Source organism: Bradyrhizobium sp. GW821-FHT13H05 (assembly GCF_058804065.1).
Genome location: NZ_JBXAPO010000003.1, coordinates 54,792 through 69,860, shown reverse-complemented (window position 1 = coordinate 69,860; position 15,069 = coordinate 54,792). Strand labels below are relative to the sequence as shown.

General features: G+C 61.3%; 17 protein-coding genes and 1 pseudogene. 5 read left to right on the top strand and 13 right to left on the bottom strand.

The genetic code is table 11. The features are described from left to right. Nucleotides 1-8 precede the first annotated feature (8 nt). The 3 genes and pseudogenes from AC1RR3_RS09175 to AC1RR3_RS09165 form a co-directional block, all read right to left on the bottom strand. Nucleotides 9-1,295: a PBSX family phage terminase large subunit gene (locus AC1RR3_RS09175; RefSeq protein ID WP_492821588.1), complete on the bottom strand. Its 1,287-nt coding sequence runs from the start codon at nucleotides 1,293-1,295 to the stop codon at nucleotides 9-11. Nucleotides 1,296-1,313: 18 nt separating this feature from the next. Continuing rightward, on the bottom strand, nucleotides 1,314-1,532 hold the full coding sequence (locus tag AC1RR3_RS09170; RefSeq protein WP_492823176.1) for a hypothetical protein: 219 nt from the start codon (nucleotides 1,530-1,532) through the stop codon (nucleotides 1,314-1,316). A 210-nt stretch (nucleotides 1,533-1,742) separates the two neighbouring features. After that, a pseudogene (locus tag AC1RR3_RS09165) lies at nucleotides 1,743-2,108 on the bottom strand (M23 family metallopeptidase); the annotation flags it as partial. Nucleotides 2,109-2,308: 200 nt separating this feature from the next. On the opposite strand from AC1RR3_RS09165, the gene AC1RR3_RS09160 reads away from it, so the two are divergent. Further along, nucleotides 2,309-3,268 carry a hypothetical protein gene (locus AC1RR3_RS09160; RefSeq protein ID WP_492821586.1) on the top strand — a complete coding sequence of 320 codons (960 nt, stop codon included), beginning with the start codon at nucleotides 2,309-2,311 and terminating at the stop codon, nucleotides 3,266-3,268. Nucleotides 3,269-3,277: 9 nt separating this feature from the next. Here AC1RR3_RS09160 and AC1RR3_RS09155 read toward each other — a convergent pair whose 3' ends face one another. From AC1RR3_RS09155 to AC1RR3_RS09130, 6 genes are all read right to left on the bottom strand, one after another. After that, nucleotides 3,278-3,616: a hypothetical protein gene (locus AC1RR3_RS09155; protein ID WP_492821584.1), complete on the bottom strand. Its 339-nt coding sequence runs from the start codon at nucleotides 3,614-3,616 to the stop codon at nucleotides 3,278-3,280. Between the two features lie 419 nt (nucleotides 3,617-4,035). Beyond that, nucleotides 4,036-4,269, bottom strand: coding sequence for a hypothetical protein (locus AC1RR3_RS09150; RefSeq protein ID WP_492821582.1), 234 nt, complete (start codon nucleotides 4,267-4,269; stop codon nucleotides 4,036-4,038). Nucleotides 4,270-4,740: 471 nt separating this feature from the next. After that, nucleotides 4,741-5,874 carry an AHH domain-containing protein gene (locus AC1RR3_RS09145; RefSeq protein WP_492821580.1) on the bottom strand — a complete coding sequence of 378 codons (1,134 nt, stop codon included), beginning with the start codon at nucleotides 5,872-5,874 and terminating at the stop codon, nucleotides 4,741-4,743. Nucleotides 5,875-6,641: 767 nt separating this feature from the next. After that, nucleotides 6,642-7,274, bottom strand: coding sequence for an imm11 family protein (locus AC1RR3_RS09140; RefSeq protein WP_492821578.1), 633 nt, complete (start codon nucleotides 7,272-7,274; stop codon nucleotides 6,642-6,644). Nucleotides 7,275-7,474: 200 nt separating this feature from the next. After that, nucleotides 7,475-8,248: a DUF4261 domain-containing protein gene (locus tag AC1RR3_RS09135; RefSeq protein ID WP_492821576.1), complete on the bottom strand. Its 774-nt coding sequence runs from the start codon at nucleotides 8,246-8,248 to the stop codon at nucleotides 7,475-7,477. A 476-nt stretch (nucleotides 8,249-8,724) separates the two neighbouring features. Beyond that, complete coding sequence (locus AC1RR3_RS09130; protein ID WP_492821574.1) at nucleotides 8,725-8,982, bottom strand: hypothetical protein; 258 nt, start codon at nucleotides 8,980-8,982, stop codon at nucleotides 8,725-8,727. 322 nt (nucleotides 8,983-9,304) lie between these two features. Between AC1RR3_RS09130 and AC1RR3_RS09125 the strand changes: the two genes are divergently transcribed. Further along, entirely contained in the window at nucleotides 9,305-9,859 is a 555-nt protein-coding gene (locus AC1RR3_RS09125; RefSeq protein ID WP_492821572.1) for a hypothetical protein, read from the top strand. Between the two features lie 267 nt (nucleotides 9,860-10,126). Continuing rightward, nucleotides 10,127-10,681, top strand: a complete 555-nt coding sequence (locus AC1RR3_RS09120) for a hypothetical protein (RefSeq protein WP_492821570.1) — start codon at nucleotides 10,127-10,129, stop codon at nucleotides 10,679-10,681. 56 nt (nucleotides 10,682-10,737) lie between these two features. On the opposite strand, the gene AC1RR3_RS09115 is transcribed toward AC1RR3_RS09120, so the two are convergent. The 3 genes from AC1RR3_RS09115 to AC1RR3_RS09105 all read right to left on the bottom strand — a co-directional run bounded on the left by AC1RR3_RS09115 (nucleotide 10,738) and on the right by AC1RR3_RS09105 (nucleotide 12,319). Then, nucleotides 10,738-10,986, bottom strand: coding sequence for a hypothetical protein (locus AC1RR3_RS09115; protein ID WP_492821568.1), 249 nt, complete (start codon nucleotides 10,984-10,986; stop codon nucleotides 10,738-10,740). 303 nt (nucleotides 10,987-11,289) lie between these two features. After that, the gene (locus AC1RR3_RS09110; RefSeq protein ID WP_492821566.1) at nucleotides 11,290-11,676 is read right to left on the bottom strand and encodes a response regulator transcription factor; all 387 of its coding nucleotides are present in this window, start codon (nucleotides 11,674-11,676) and stop codon (nucleotides 11,290-11,292) included. Between the two features lie 169 nt (nucleotides 11,677-11,845). Then, nucleotides 11,846-12,319: a GNAT family N-acetyltransferase gene (locus AC1RR3_RS09105; RefSeq protein ID WP_492821564.1), complete on the bottom strand. Its 474-nt coding sequence runs from the start codon at nucleotides 12,317-12,319 to the stop codon at nucleotides 11,846-11,848. A 174-nt stretch (nucleotides 12,320-12,493) separates the two neighbouring features. Here AC1RR3_RS09105 and AC1RR3_RS09100 point away from each other — a divergent pair, with 174 nt between their 5' ends. After that, nucleotides 12,494-12,679 (top strand): hypothetical protein, encoded by a 186-nt coding sequence (locus AC1RR3_RS09100; RefSeq protein WP_492821562.1) that lies wholly within the window; start codon nucleotides 12,494-12,496, stop codon nucleotides 12,677-12,679. 9 nt (nucleotides 12,680-12,688) lie between these two features. On the opposite strand, the gene AC1RR3_RS09095 is transcribed toward AC1RR3_RS09100, so the two are convergent. Next, nucleotides 12,689-13,393, bottom strand: a complete 705-nt coding sequence (locus AC1RR3_RS09095; RefSeq protein ID WP_492821560.1) for a phytanoyl-CoA dioxygenase family protein — start codon at nucleotides 13,391-13,393, stop codon at nucleotides 12,689-12,691. A gap of 303 nt (nucleotides 13,394-13,696) precedes the next feature. Between AC1RR3_RS09095 and AC1RR3_RS09090 the strand changes: the two genes are divergently transcribed. After that, entirely contained in the window at nucleotides 13,697-14,986 is a 1,290-nt protein-coding gene (locus AC1RR3_RS09090; RefSeq protein ID WP_492821558.1) for an NRAMP family divalent metal transporter, read from the top strand. The last annotated feature ends 83 nt before the right edge of the window (nucleotides 14,987-15,069 follow it).

Genomic DNA, 15,069 nt, shown 5'->3' with positions numbered 1-15,069 from the left:
GATGTCACTCACACCCACCCCTGCGCGGCGTAGCGGATCGGCCGGTTGAACGCGGCCGCCCTGCCCGGCTGCTCGTAGCAGATCGCCATCAATCCCAGCGCATCCGCGGCATGGCTCGACCAGTCGTGCTCGGGGCCCAGACCGATATCGCGCGCCTCGTCCTTGCGCTCGTGATAGAAGCCGAGCGCTTCGCGGCCGGGCTCCGTCGTGTCCTTGTTGAACCAGAGTTGCGGCCCGAGTCGCCGCAGCGCCTCGATCCGCATCATCGCCGCGCCCGGCCCCTGGTTCTTCACCGGAGGCTCGACCGTGAATCCGGCCTCGCGCAGATGATCCTCATAGCGCTTGCCGGTGATGTTGTTGGCGGCGATGCCGTCATGCGGCAGATAGAGGATTGCGTTGTCGTAGCCGTGCGAACGCAGCCAGTTGGCGTGAAATGCCAGCACCTGGCCGACGCTCTCGTAATAATCAAGAATGCGAATTTCGTTCCCGACCCACTGCACGATCCACATCGTGAAAGCATCCGCCGCGGCTCCCGCGCCCCCGATGTCGATGAAGGCACGCAGCGGCAACAGCGGATCCGCCGCGACTTTTCCGATCCGCCCCTGCGCCCGCGCCTCCGACAGCAGCGAGGCGAAATACGCGCCTTCGAAGGCACGCGCATATTCGCCCTCCCAGATATGATCGTAGCGTTCCGGATAGAGCTTCTGGTCGAGCAATCGCTCCTCCTCCAGCACGTCCGGAAACCAGGGATTGTCCCGCCAGTTCGCCTTGACGACGACGGCCCCGTCCGGTTGACGTCCGCGCAAAAAATCGTCGATGGCATCGCTCTTGCGGCGGGGATTCCAGCTCGCCCACAGCTCGGAGGCTTTGGCGCGGATCGTTGGCCGCAGCAGCGCAAGGCTGCGCGCGCTCAGCGACTGCGCCTCGTCGATCCAGGCGATGCGAAATCCCTCCAGTGATTTGATCGAGTCGGCCGTGTGATCCTGAAGCCCGCGGAAGATGATCAAGCCATCCCCGGGCGTCTCGATCTTGTCACTGAAGAGTTTGAAGCCGTGGCCGAGACCGAGGCTGCCGATCTTGCCCTCGATCAGCCGCTTCGACGACTGCGCCAGCGTCCGCTGCGCCTCGCGGATGCAAACCGCGAGCGTGCCGCGTTCGGCCTGGCAGGTCTCGACCAGCAGCTCGCCGAAGAAGTGCGATTTTCCCGAGCCGCGCCCGCCGTAAACGCCCTTGTAGCGCGCCGGTTGCAGCAGTGGCTCGAAGATCTTGGCCGTCGGAATTTTCAGGATGGACAATGGATGCGCTCGCTCACCCTAGGGCAGGCCGGTGCGCCTGCGCCACATCGCGGACCAGTCCTCCAGAGCCTCGGTCGTTATTCCGGGCTGCGGCTGGTGCACCTTGGGCGGCACCGCGGCGCCCTGGACCGAGGGGGACCAATCGCCGTAGCGATCCCTGAAGCTGCCCTCCCGAGCCGGAAGCGGATCGCCGGAAGCATCCTGACCATAGCTGGCGAAGGGCTTGTCGGGTTTCATGGCCGGTACACGTCGCAGAACGCGTACGTCGGCAGGAGCCATATTCTTACGAGCGCCATCCGACTCTCGCAAATACTGTGTATGTTCCGAAAGGTAAGCGGGGGGTGCTGGATTGGGATCAAACGGTCCCAGAGCATCCGCAAATGCGGCCGGATCCACAATCCGACCTGCTTGATCCCGGAGTTGATAGTGAACGTGATGGGCGCCCGGCTTGCCATCGGCGGTCTTCACGCCGGTATTGCCCATAGCACCGATGAGTTGGCCCGCGGCTACCGGTTCACCAACACGAACGTACTGAGCTTGCGTATGGAGTATCTCATGCAAAAGCCCGCCCTTGTCCCTGATCGCGATCTTGCCAACGGTGCCACCGCCCGCGTGCTCCACCACGCCATCCACGGGCGATCGCAGCGCGGGGTTCTGAAGATTGATCCCACGTTGCCCACCCGGGCCGACGTTGTAATTGAAGTCGACGCCTCCATGCGGATTTGACGAGCCTGCAGGCCGATTGAATCTCTCGCCAAAGTGGCTCGTAACATGAGGCGAGAAACCAGCAGTCGGCGGCAGGACCCGCCGCATCATATCATCCCAGGACATATCGAAACTCCATTGACACTTGCTGGATTGGAACGGCTGCAACCGCCGCGAAGAGCATCGCCGCGGGGTTCGGGATGCAAACACGTGTGGCTTGCTCAACCAGAGCTGGTGACGTATCTGTGCCGCATGCATCGCGTCTGGGCATGCGACGTCGGATTTCGGGTAGCTGTTGGAGGTTCGCCTTGAAGAATGCCGCGAATTACAATGCTGTAGTTGCAGCGATGCCTGCACTGTTCTTCATTCTGCACAGCGTTCCCTGCACCGCACAGAGTCCAGCTTCTTCGACAGAAGGACGATGGCGGCCGAAGGACGGCATTTATGCCGCACCGGGCAAAGACTTTGCCGCGTCGTGCGACGAGGCCAACAATATCGCGATCGAATTCGGCAGCAAGTCTGTCAGCGGCAACGAATGGAGTTGCCGTGTCACCAATATTCTCGATCTAGATTCAACCTCGATCAGGGCGGACATGACTTGCGACGATTACAATTTGGCACAGTTCGTCAATCCTCGCGATCCACACCCGGAGAGCAGACAATTCAAGGAAACGCTCCTCCTCAAACGCATCGATGCAAAAACAGTCAATGTTCACAAATCGTCGAATGGGCAGTTCAAATATCCGGCATGGCAGGCGGCGTACTGCCCCAAGGCGACTCAGGACGCCTATGCAGCGGCCGGGCTCAAGGCCAGGGAAGAGGCGAAGCAGAAGGCTGACCAGGAGCGAGCCCTCAAGGGAGCCCATCCGCGGGACGGCGTCTACGCGGCGGCGGGCAGCGATTTCGAGGACCGCTGCGCGAAATTCAACGACACCATCGTTGCATTCTCCGGCAAGTCGATCTCGACGGCTTCGAATGTGTGCAAGATCGAAAACACCCGGGTTCAGCTTCCCGACACCGTCAGGATCGATGCAGCCTGCACATTGCAAGCGGCTTCAGGCCCTGAAACCGTCAGCGTCCAGGATCCGAACACCATCCAAGACCGCGAGAACCTCATGCTCAAGAGGATCGACGACAAGACCGTCATCCTCTGGATCATTAACAACGGACACTTTACCGGCGATGGCAGGAGGCTGTCCTATTGCAGCGACCAGGTACAGCGTGCCTATGCCGGGCAACGCCGGACCGGTCAGCAGACAAAGAACTAGCCCGCCGGCTCAGGCGTCGCGCCCGGCATCGCCATCGCCCGGGGTTGCCGGATACACGATGATGCGCTCGATCCGGTGGATCAATTCCAGCACGCCATCCTCGCCGTTCTCCATCGGTTGCGCCGCCTTGCCCCAGCCGCGATCCAGGATCGCATTGGCGGCCGAGACGCGCGCGGCCGGCGTTGCGTCGTCGCTGCGCATGATGCCGACGAGCACCCTGAGCGCGGTCCTGGTGTGGCTGCGCGCCAGCGAGCGGATCTCGGTCAGGGTGCGCGCACTGGACGTCTTCCTTCGCGCCGGGACGCGGGCCGGCTCACTCACAAGCGCAATTTCCATGTCGTCGCTCAAGACAACATCTCCCACAGCACGATTGCAACCAGGCCCGCGAGCGCGAGCGATATCAGATAGGCGGTCATCGTCTCTCCACGAAAACAAATGCGCGGCAGATCGCGAATGAGGCGCGATCGTTTCGGGCGCGAACCCTATCTCCGTGTCCGGAGACCGCAGCGGCGCGAGCACATCGCTTGCGCCGCGAGCCGGCACGTTCGCGCGTGCACGGCCAGCAATGGTTCGGACGGCGGCACGCCGATCGGCGCTCCCTGAACGCGTATCAGCTAAGTTCGTGGCCGTGTTGCGTGGCCACCGTCCGATTCTGGAATTGGGTACGAAAAAACCCGCAGCGGAATTTGTCCCGCGCGGGTGTTACGAACTTTTCGATGATGCCACTATGCCAGTGTTCTGCCCGACGGGTCAACCGATATTTCGTTTTATACGAACTTAAATCGGCAACTGACTTTCAGGAAGCCGGCACAATCAATCGTCGACATGAAAAAGCCCGCCACGGATTGTTCCGCGCGGGCCGAACCAGATTTTTCGATGATGCCATTCTGCCGGTGTTTTGCCCGACGTGTCAATCGAGCGAACTCGAATGGCATACGTACGGCTCCGTCATCAGTCTTCACTCCGGCGGAAGCAACGGTCGTATCCAGCGCGAGAACCACTCGTCGCCATCATTGCGCGGATTGCGTAAGCCATCCACTCCGAAGATCGGTGGCGGTATGATGTAGCTCGGCTCTTCCCCGATCGGACCGATAGGCTTGCTCGCTTGCGAAGGCCAGCCGGCAGCTGTCGGCGCAGTCCAGTTGCCAAACCGATCGTTGAATTCAGTGGAAGGCAGATATGGGACAGGCGCGCTTCCCGACGTGAAGACGCTACCCGCGTTAGACGTGTTCAAGCGGGTGAGACGGCGAACGTCTTGGGGTGCAGCGGCTTCTGCAGCAGGAGTGACCGACACTTCTTGCCCATTCTGGGCAGGCACAACGCCGGCCGGCGTGTCAGCCCAGCTTCCGAAGCGATCCGCAAATGTGCTGGCCCGCATCGGCCCTTGATCGAACGAGGCGTTCGGAACTTGCGCTGCCGCGGAACTTGCCCCGAATGGACGACCATCGATATTCGACGCGTCCTGGGCCGGATCAGATGGATGGAGCGAAGGAGCTTCTGAAATAGTCTCTCTCTCCAGCATTGCCAGTCGGTTTCGCGCTAGCGGCCGTTGCTCCAATGAGCCCAAGGGTTGCCAAGGGGAATAATGCCGGTAACAGCGGCACCCATGCCGGTGCCGACATTGCCGCCGCAAATATTCCCAATCCGGCGAGAACCGCCGGACCGTCTTTCTGATTGGACCGCATCGCGTACGGATTCGGCCCCAGCATTGGCGAACCATCAGTAAACCTGAGTAAGTCGCTTGTCTCGGAATGGAACTGCAACTCTTGCGGCTCCGGTGGCACGGCCGTGCTGGGGGGCAATTGACCAAGCCGCCGCTCATCTCCGCCTAACGCCGGAAAGGCCGGGATTCCGCTTGAGAAGCGCGGATCGCTCCGCGCAAACCCTTCCATTCCGTTCAGGGTACCCAGAGAGGGCAGCGTGGAGCCCGACAGCGGCGGAAAGTCAGCAGGGTCGACCGGAGTCGAGCCAGGTATGCGAAGATCACTTAAGGAAGGATCGAGCGTTGCGAACTTGGGCCCCCACGGCGTTCCCTGCAGGTCCTTATTGCCTGCGGTTATGTTGACCTCGGGATTTCGCTTTATTATCTCGTCCAGCTGTTTCTGCTTCTGCGGATCATCCAGATAGAGCAGCCATTTGATCAGATGGTCCAAGCCGGCATCCACACCTCTCTGCTCGAGGTCTCTGATTGCTCTCAGCCGATCTGGGTGCTGACCGATATAGGCTTTGTCGTTCGTCAAAACCTTCGCGATACCGCGATCAACTTCATCGCGTGTTTTATCAATCGGCACATTGGTGTTGAGATCCCCGTTGGCAAACCCGATACGCATTGCATCGATGAGCGTCTTTATCTCAGCCATTCGATCACTTGGACTCTCAATTTCTGCGATCTCATTAAGTCTTTTGCAGACGGCCTTGATATAAGAAGACGTGTGCCGACTGGGATGTGGCGGCGCATTCAATTCTGCTGCCACAGTCCGATCCCCTGGCAAGTAGATGCGGTTGGCGGACGAATCGATATCAAAGGTTTGCTTGTCGATACCGCGAAAGGCCTGGTGATTGCGAAAACGCTCAGGGATAATATGATGGTCGTCGAAAATTGACATGTACCCTCACGAGATGCGGGCTCATTGGGAGGTGCGCCGATGAAATCTGCTTTGGAGACGTGTCGATGCGAGCGAGCCCGACCACGGCCGCCGATTCGCATTCAAGTTCGTCAAGATCGGATGGCGGTGTTTCCGATATGCTCGGTCTTGTAGAGGAAACGCCAAATCAGATTGCCTGCGAAGTGCACGGCTCGCAGAACACCGGACCAGCCGTCGGCCGAGAGCAGGGCCTTTCTGCTACTGATCCAGATCCTTCGAAGAAAACATCGGCGTCAAAGTCGCCATCAACGCCGAATATGTAGAACTACTGTTCCAGAAAGGAGCAATTGCGCAGATCGAGAGCCGCAATCAAGAACCAGTGCAAGCCGGCTCCGCAAGCCACCTTCATCGGCCAGTCGCGTCGATACTGATCGTGCTTCGCGAGAAGGATCGACAGCACGATCTTCGGGTTTCTCGCTGCAGTGTAGCCAAGGTCAACGCGCAGCGTCGATCTGCACGTAAATGCGCCTGGACCGTCGAAAAGTCACAGCTAGATACTATCCGAGTAACGATCGCAGTTGCACGGTGATCGCCGTGCCGCCCGAGCTTTCGACGGTGAGACAATCCAAGATACTCGCAATTTTGTCAAAGAGTTGCAGATTTTCTACTCGCGCGACCGCAAGCATCGCCCGTTAAACCGAACCACGCGAGCTTCGTCCAACCCGTTAAGTTGACGCATCGCCCCTCATAAAGTCGAGCCGCATTGCACGCGGCGAGCCCATGGCGGCTCAAAGCTTCGAGACGTTATCAAACCGTATTCTCTTGAGACCCGCCGCCTTGCAGGCATCCTTCATCTCTTGATCGCATATGACGTCCGACTCGCTATGAGCCATACGAAAGATATGGGCTTCACCGATTGCAGCCTCCGTGAAGACAAGCTTGGAGCCTGGCATGGTCAAATAGACCTTCTTTCCAAATTTGAGAGAGCGATGATCGTCTTCAGTCCGGATGATCAAGCGTGATTGCGATTCATCCAGGGCGTCGAGAACTCGAACAACATCGCAGAGCCAATAGCCTGGTCCATGATAGCTACCCTGCGGTACTCGCACATCGCATGGTACAAACACAAAGGCCTCCGGATCCAGCGCTTCAAAGAGCACCTTTGTCCGATCCGAAATCAACCACCAGCCATAGTAAGGCTCGAGGTCGTACGGCAAACTGCCTATCGACTTATCAAACACGAACGGTGCACGCGCGGTAGAAGCCGGCAGACGGAAGACCTTGTAGGGAGGAAGAATACTTTCGTCTTCGAGCCAATAGCCCGGCTTGCCGCCCACGCCGAAGTCGGGACCCATTTCGTAGTAACGGCGCTTTCGCGCCCTGGATCGTTTCGCAATAGAGGTTTCACCTTCGCCACTCATAACTGAGCCCCGCGGAACATCGTGCTCGTAATGACGCCACCCCTAAGATCAATGGCCCAACAATAAAGCCCGCGATATCCCGCGGGCTGCACCCGAATTCATTTTGATCATGCCACCCTGCCCCTGTCTTGCGCGACGTGTCAAACGATCGGCCCTGAATGTGACACACGCAAGTCACTTCGGCATATCACCAAACTCAATTATACCGGACCGTCAGCGCAGAAAAAAACGGGCAGCCTCTCGAATCGATCGGAATTCTTGTAACGGACCGTGAAGCGCTCGCGCGAGTCGCGACCGAACGTATCACCGTCTTTAACCACAGGTCCGTGCTCAACCAGATAGACAGCAAGACCGTCCACCTTGTCGATCAAGGTGGCGAGTGTCAGCTTGCGGGTCTCGAACTCGATTTCACGATCGGCAAAAGCTGACAGACCCATCGTTACTGCGCCAATACCCGCTGCTGATCGGAACGGCAGTATGTCGACCCACAACGAGGAGGGATAGTCGGGGTACGGCGCAAACGATCGGCTGGACCAGTCCAACCACAGATCGGACGGTCGCGCCACCTTTCCATTCCAGACCACGGCGCAGCACTGCGGCATCGTAGCAATCAATGCGCCGATGACAGCAGTCATTAGACGAGCAGTCTGCAGCGGCCGCTGGTTTTGACCGAGCACCGAAACGATCAGATGCCCTCGGTGCCGCTCCGCAATCGCCATGCCCTCCGGCCACGTCCTGGAAGTGCGCGACCACAGGCCCGGATCGTCCGGGATAGGAGCCGGCATCGCCATCACAGCAACGAGTTCGTTGCCACAGTGGATGAGCGGCGAGTCTCGGCGAGCTCCTTCCTCGCCAGTCTCGTCTAGACCTACAGGAAGTTGGGGATGGCGCTTACGAATAGCTTCAGTCAGTGCGACCATGTCGGGAGTTGCAGCGGATTCCAACAAGACCAAAGCAAGGAAAGACTTACTCATCGGCCGTCCCCCAAAGATGCTCTACCGTAAAACTGCAATTCGCCCAAAGGTTGAGATGTTACTTCATATAGAACAAACCAAGAACATTGTCAATATGCGCTTTCCCTGTGCTTAATCTCTTTGGGTGTTCTGCACGACTGCAAGGGACTGCCGTAATCCGCACAAGGAGCTGAGCAACAAGAGGGACTGTTCGTCCATGCTCTTAATCGGGCCGATCGCGAAATCCTCTCTGAAGGAGCGATCGGCGTTACCGGAATCAAAAGCCCGCGGCGGATCACTCCGCGCGGGCTGAACCAAACTTCTTCGATGATGTCATTCTGCCAGTGTTTTGCCCGACGGGTCAACCTCTTTTTTGAGGATAAACCGAAGTTGCTCCGGCGCGCATGGGCCTGCGCTCGACCTTCCCGTGGCCGGCGCCGCCCTTTCAGACCGCTTCGCCGCGGCTGAGGCCGCCACGACGGCGACCGGCGGCGGCGCTACGCGGCCCGCGACAATTCCACCTTCCGCTCGCCCCGCGCCTCCAGCAGCGCAATCGAGGTCCTCAGATTGTCCCTGCGCGCCCGCAGCGTCAGGGCCAGCATGGAATAGGTGGCACTGCCGGGGTCGGCATTCCCGGTGGCGCGCTCCTCTTCCAGGATGTCGCCCTCGAGCATCTGGATCCGCCAGTTCAGGTCGGAGATCAGTGCGTGGAGCTTAAGGGACGCGGTCGCTTCGAAACGGGACGTTGACTGCATGTGATCGCCTCAATTTGGGTCAGCCCGCATGGACGGGCAGACATTTAGAGATCGTGCAGCAAGAGCGATGCCAGACGGGGCTCGAGGCGTTTCCGACGAACCAGAGCCGCGCGGAAAGCCTCGCTCGCTCCTCCGCAAGCCTGGGCGCGATGCAAGCATCCACCGGCGGAGCGCCACGCCGATCGCGGCACCATGCCGCTCCCTCATTCCATCGGAGGAGGTTTTCGCCGCTTGTGTGCGCCGCGTCACGGATGCGCGCGCCAGGTCGGCCTATCACTCATCCCACGGCAACAATGCAGCAAAACAAACAAACAGGTGGACCATGACGAAGACAGCGATGATCACCAAGATGGCGGCCGCGATGGTGTTGGCGAGCGTAGCGGCAGGCGTTACCAGCAATTCGGCGCAGGCCGGCTGGGGGTCGAACGGCCAGTACGGCAACGCGCCCCAGGCCAATCCCGGCTTTGGCGGTTATGGCGGCAACGGCGGCCAGCGCCCCGTCGTCGTGGTTCCCGGTCCGCGGCCGATGCAGCCGCAGGTCGTCGTCTATCCCCGCCCCGCGCCGCCCCCGGTCTATATTCCGTCGCCTGTCGTCGTCAGGCCGGTGCCGGTTGTCGTCAACAGGCCGGTGTATGTCCCGACCCCGCAGGTGGTGAAGGAGACGGTGGTCGTTCAGCGGCCCGCGACCGTGGTTACGAGCACGCCCGTCGCGGCGGCGGCCCCCGCGCCGGTCGTCAACAACAATTGCAACTGCCTGGTGAAGGAATACCCGCAGGCTGGCGTCGTGGTCTTCCGGGATATCTGCACCAAGGAGAGCGCGACCTACACCAACCTGCCGCAGCAGACCTCACAGGTTGTGCTGCCGCCGACCCAGTAATCCCTGGACGGTCGCAATCGATGACGACGAACGCGGCAGGATTTATTGCCGCGTTCGATCTACTCCTCCGCAAGCTTGCGCTCGATATAGGCGTCCACCGTTTCCGCAAAGGAGCGCGGCACGCCGATCGCGGCGCCATGCCGCTCCCTCATTCCATCGGAGGAGGTTTTCGCCGCTTGTGTGCGCCGCGTCACGGATGCCCGCGTCAGGCCGGCCTATCACTCATCCCACGGCAACAATGCAGCAAAACAAACAAACAGGTGGACCATGACGAAGACAGCGATGATCACCAAGATGGCGGCCGCGATGGTGTTGGCGAGCGTGGCGGCAGGCGTTACCAGCAATTCGGCGCAGGCCGGCTGGGGGTCGAACGGCCAGTACGGCAACGCGCCCCAGGCCAATCCCGGCTTTGGCGGTTATGGCGGCAACGGCGGCCAGCGCCCCGTCGTCGTGGTTCCCGGCCCGCGGCCGATGCAGCCGCAGGTCGTCGTCTATCCCCGGCCCGCGCCGCCCCCGGTCTATATTCCGTCGCCGGTCGTCGTCAGGCCGGTGCCGGTTGTCGTCAACAGGCCGGTGTATGTCCCGACCCCGCAGGTGGTGAAGGAGACGGTGGTCATTCAGCGGCCCGCGACCGTGGTTACGAGCACGCCCGTCGCGGCGGCGGCCCCCGCGCCGGTCGTCAACAACAATTGCAACTGCCTGGTGAAGGAATACCCGCAGGCCGGCGTCGTGGTCTTCCGGGATATCTGCACCAGGGAGAGCGCGACCTACACCAACCTGCCGCAGCAGACCTCGCAGGTTGTGCTGCCGCCGACCCAGTAATCCCCGGGTCGCAATCGATGACGACGAGCGCGGCAAGCCCTGTTGCCGCGTTCGACTCACTCCTCCGCGAGCTTGCGCTCGATATAGGCGTCCACCGTTTCCGCAAAGGAACGCTGCACGCCGACCGCGGCAACGTGCAGGTCCAGCGCATCGCGCTGGAGCACGCGCAGGCCGCGCCCGCGGGCACTGACCGGCGCCGTGTTCAGGAATGAATCGATGGCCCCCTTGGCCTGCGGGATCGCCTTCGGATCGCCCCTTGCGATCAAGAGCCGCAACAGGCTCTGGCATTCGGCCAAGCCGGGCATGGGTTTCGGCCTCAGCCTTGCCGCGACTTCGGCTTCGGCCGCTTGACGGGCTGGGTGTGGGTGCCGAACAGCATCAGCAAAAACGCGACTTCTTCCTTCGAACCGATCTGGATCATGATGATCTCCTTTTCGCTTGGTTGGTCGAGACCAGCGGACAAGGCGTTCAGGACAATCAGGTTTCAGGATTGTTTCAGGACTGTTTCGTCCGCCATGGGCTATCATGGCGACATGGCCGTTTAGCCGGTGGGCCATGCTGATATCCGCGAATGAGGAGGCCTTCATCCCGTTGGCTAACTCCGTCGGCTAGGTCGGCGGCCCTGCGTTCAGGAGGTTGGAAACAGCGGTGACAAGCTGCGCGGGCGCGAACGGCTTCGCCAACATGATGCTGTTAGGGACACCCTGTGACGCCCAATCGTCGGCGTCCTTTCCGCTCATATAGACGATGGGAAAGTTGGGGTCGATTTCTCTGGCGTGTCGTGCGACGTGCCACCCGTCTCCCCCTCCAGCACGCAGATTGATGTCTGTGACAAGCGCCCGGTATTTGCCTTCGGCGACATCAAGCAGCTCGATGGCGCGCTCGCCGGACGAAGCTATGACGACTTCGAATCCTCCGTCGCTCAGGCAGTCCTGGACGATGTTCTGAACATCCGGATCGTCTTCAACGACCAGGATAAGCAGTTGGCTTGCCATTCTGCGCCTCCACGTGCGCCGCCCTGACAGCAGCGGGGGTACACGCGGTCAGAGGATGATGGTTCCGCGGAAAGTGTGCAAAAGTGCACATAAATGGCGACTTCAGAACGCGGCCAACGAAATCAATGTCCGTTGAAGGTCAGGAGCGGGCGCGGCGGATGGACGCGTGCTAGATGGTGAGAACCTTGGTCATGCACCAGAACGGAACGTCGGTTTGCCCGTGCTCACCAGCAACCTGCTCCATGATTTCCGCTTTGTGATGCCAGCCCATCCGCTCGTAGAATTGGCGCGCACGTTCATTGCCAACGACACAGTGCAGTTCTGCCTCGGCAATGCCTTCCCTGGCCATCTCGATTTCAGCGGCCGTCAGCAGACTTGACGCGACGCCCATCCCTCGATGCGGCATCGCGACGAAAAGTTGGCCCAAAAGCCGGCCTCGCCACGCCGAGAACGCCGCGACCTCATCGTTCAGTTCCGTCACCAATGTCGAATGCAAGAGTGCCGTCATTCTTTCGATGAAAAACTCCATGGACCGACGAACAGTTTCTGCGTGGGGCATGAAGGGAGCCTGGGTCTCGTGCCAAACCGCGTGATAGAGAGCGGCCACCCCGGAGATATCTGACGCGTGGGCACGGCGGATCATCGCGCTTTCTCCAGGAGGCCGAGCTGTGGCGATCCTGTCATCATGCCCCTGTTTTGCCCGACGGCACAAACTTTATTCAAATGCCGTAAATCGGATTTGGCGGAATGAAATCTGTTCGCGCCATGCTGGGACATGCCGCTCGCGAGGGCGCAACCCGCTTCGGAGAGATCGTCGATGTACTACGTCGCCGCCGCATTGCTGGTGCTGTCGGGGGTGTTCTATTCCGCGAGCCATCACGAGCTCGGCCAGTTCGGCGCGGACGTCTGCACCTATGGCAGCGCGTTCTGCGAGAACCCGGTGGTCGTGTTCACCGGCGCGGCGCTGGCCGCCGCCTGGGGCATGTTCGTCAGCATCAAGTAGGCCTTGATGTCATGACCTCGAGGCGATCGCCGCGGGGACGAACACCTCGCTGGTGTCCATGCGCACGTTGCGGATGACGCGACAGGCCTCCATGGCCGCGCGATTGCCTTCCCCCATGAAATTCAGCAGCAGCGAACGGCGCCGCGCGCCGGAGCGGTTGCAGGTCGCCCCGTGCGGCAGGTCGGCGTCGAACACCAGGATGTCTCCCGCCTCACCCGCCGTGATCAGCGCCAGGGTCTCGTCCGGCTCGCCTTGATCAGAAGGTCCTGGATCGAGATGACGCGGGACCACGCGCGTTGCGCCGTTGTCCGGCCCGTACGCATCGAGGAAGACCAGCGCGGCGACGGCTTTCACGCCCGCGCCATCGCGATGCAACGGCTGGTGGCCACCGTCCTTTAGCGGCTCGCGGCCTTCGACCTGGGCGAGAAAGAACGGACCGCCCAACATGTGCGCCCCCGCCGCCAGCAGCGACGGCAGGCGGCAGGTCTGCTGCACCGTCGGATCGAGATCGACGAGGGCGTGGCGCCAGCCGGCGCCGCGGGGCGCGGCCCATTGGTCGCCGGTCCCCACGCCAAGATCGAAAGCGGCACGCAGCGCATCACGCCACCCCGCAGGAACGACGCCGCGCAGCAGCAGGTAACCGTCACGGTCGAGGGCAGCCGCCTGCTCAGCCTCCAGGGAAGCGACCTTCGTGGCCGTCGGGTCATGGCTCATGCCGCTGCCTACAACCTCAACGTGCTCCACGCAAGAGCCTCGCACATCACAGCCGGCAGGCTCGCGCGTGCGGCTTCGGGGCGGTCTTGAAGAGGGGGCGAACATCAAAGAAAGCCCGCGACCGGTGCAGGCGCGGGCTTCGACTGTTCTTGCGATGATGTACTTATACAGGTGTTTTGCCCGACGGGTCAAATTGAATTCGCCTAATCGGAAATCCCGGCTGACGCGCGACCTTTCCCTGTTCAGGAACCTTTGTTCCCGCCGCAGCATTCTTTCCAGACTTCACACCCCGCGAGCCGCCTCATGAATGACAGCACCTTCGCTCCGACGAAATCCGCGCCGACATTGCTGCAAAGGCTCGGGCCAGGTCTCGTCACCGGGGCCGCCGACGACGATCCGTCGGGCATCGCCACCTATTCGCAAGCCGGCGCGCAATTCGGCTATGGCCTGCTCTGGACGGTGTTCTTGACCACGCCGTTCATGATCGCCATTCAGCTCGTCAGCGCACGGATCGGCCGGGTCACCGGCAAGGGACTGGCCGCCAACGTGATGCAGATCGCGCCGCGCTGGGCGGTGCTGGCGCTCGTCGCGATGCTCGTGGCCGCGAACACGTTCAACATCGCCGCCGACATCGCCGCGATGGCCGAGGCGCTCTCACTCGTCATCGGCGGTCTCAACCACGAGCACGCCCTGATCTTCGCGGCGGGCTCGACCTTGCTCCAGGTGTTCCTGCCCTATCGACGCTACTCGCCCGTGCTGAAATTCCTCACTTTGGCGCTGTTTGCCTATGTCGCAACCGCCTTCACCGTGAAGATCCCGTGGAGCACGGCGCTGCTTGCCGCGGTATGGCCGAAGGCCAATGTCAGCGCCGACTATTTCATGATGGTCGTCGCCGTGCTCGGCACCACCATCAGCCCCTATCTGTTCTTTTGGCAGGCCTCGCAGGAGGTCGAGGAGATGAACCAGGGCAAGCGCGACAAGCCGCTGCGGGAGGAGACACGGCGCGGCGGCGCCCCTGAAATCGCGCGCATCAAGGCCGACACCACGTTCGGCATGCTGCTGTCGAACGGCATCGCCTTCTTCATCATCCTGACCACGGCCTCGGTGCTGAACGCCAATGGCGTCACCAACATCAATTCGGCGACGGAGGCCGCCGAAGCGCTGCGGCCGCTTGCCGGCGACTTCACCTTCGCCCTGTTCGCGCTCGGCATCATCGGCACGGGCCTGCTTGCGATCCCGGTGCTGGCGGGCTCGGCCGCGTACGGCGTTGCGGAGATCTTCGGCTGGCACGCCACGCTCGAGGCCAAGCCCGACGAGGCCGTCGGCTTCTACACCATCATCGCGGCCGCAACCGCGATCGGCTTCGGGCTCGGCTTCACCGGCATCAGCGCAATTCACATGCTGGTCTGGAGCGCCGTGCTCAACGGCATCGTCGCCGTTCCCATCATGGCGATGATGATGCTGATCGTCTCGAGCAGCACGATCATGGGCCGTTTCAAGGCCCGGTCGTGGCTGGTCGCGCTGGGCTGGCTCGGCACCGCGCTGATGGCGCTGGCGGTCCTCGCCCTGCTCGGCTCGTCGGCAATTGGCTGACTAACCTTGCGACAATGCCGCCGAGATCTGCGAGGCGATGATGAAGGCCGCAAACACGGCCGGCACGCTGATGAAGCGCAAGA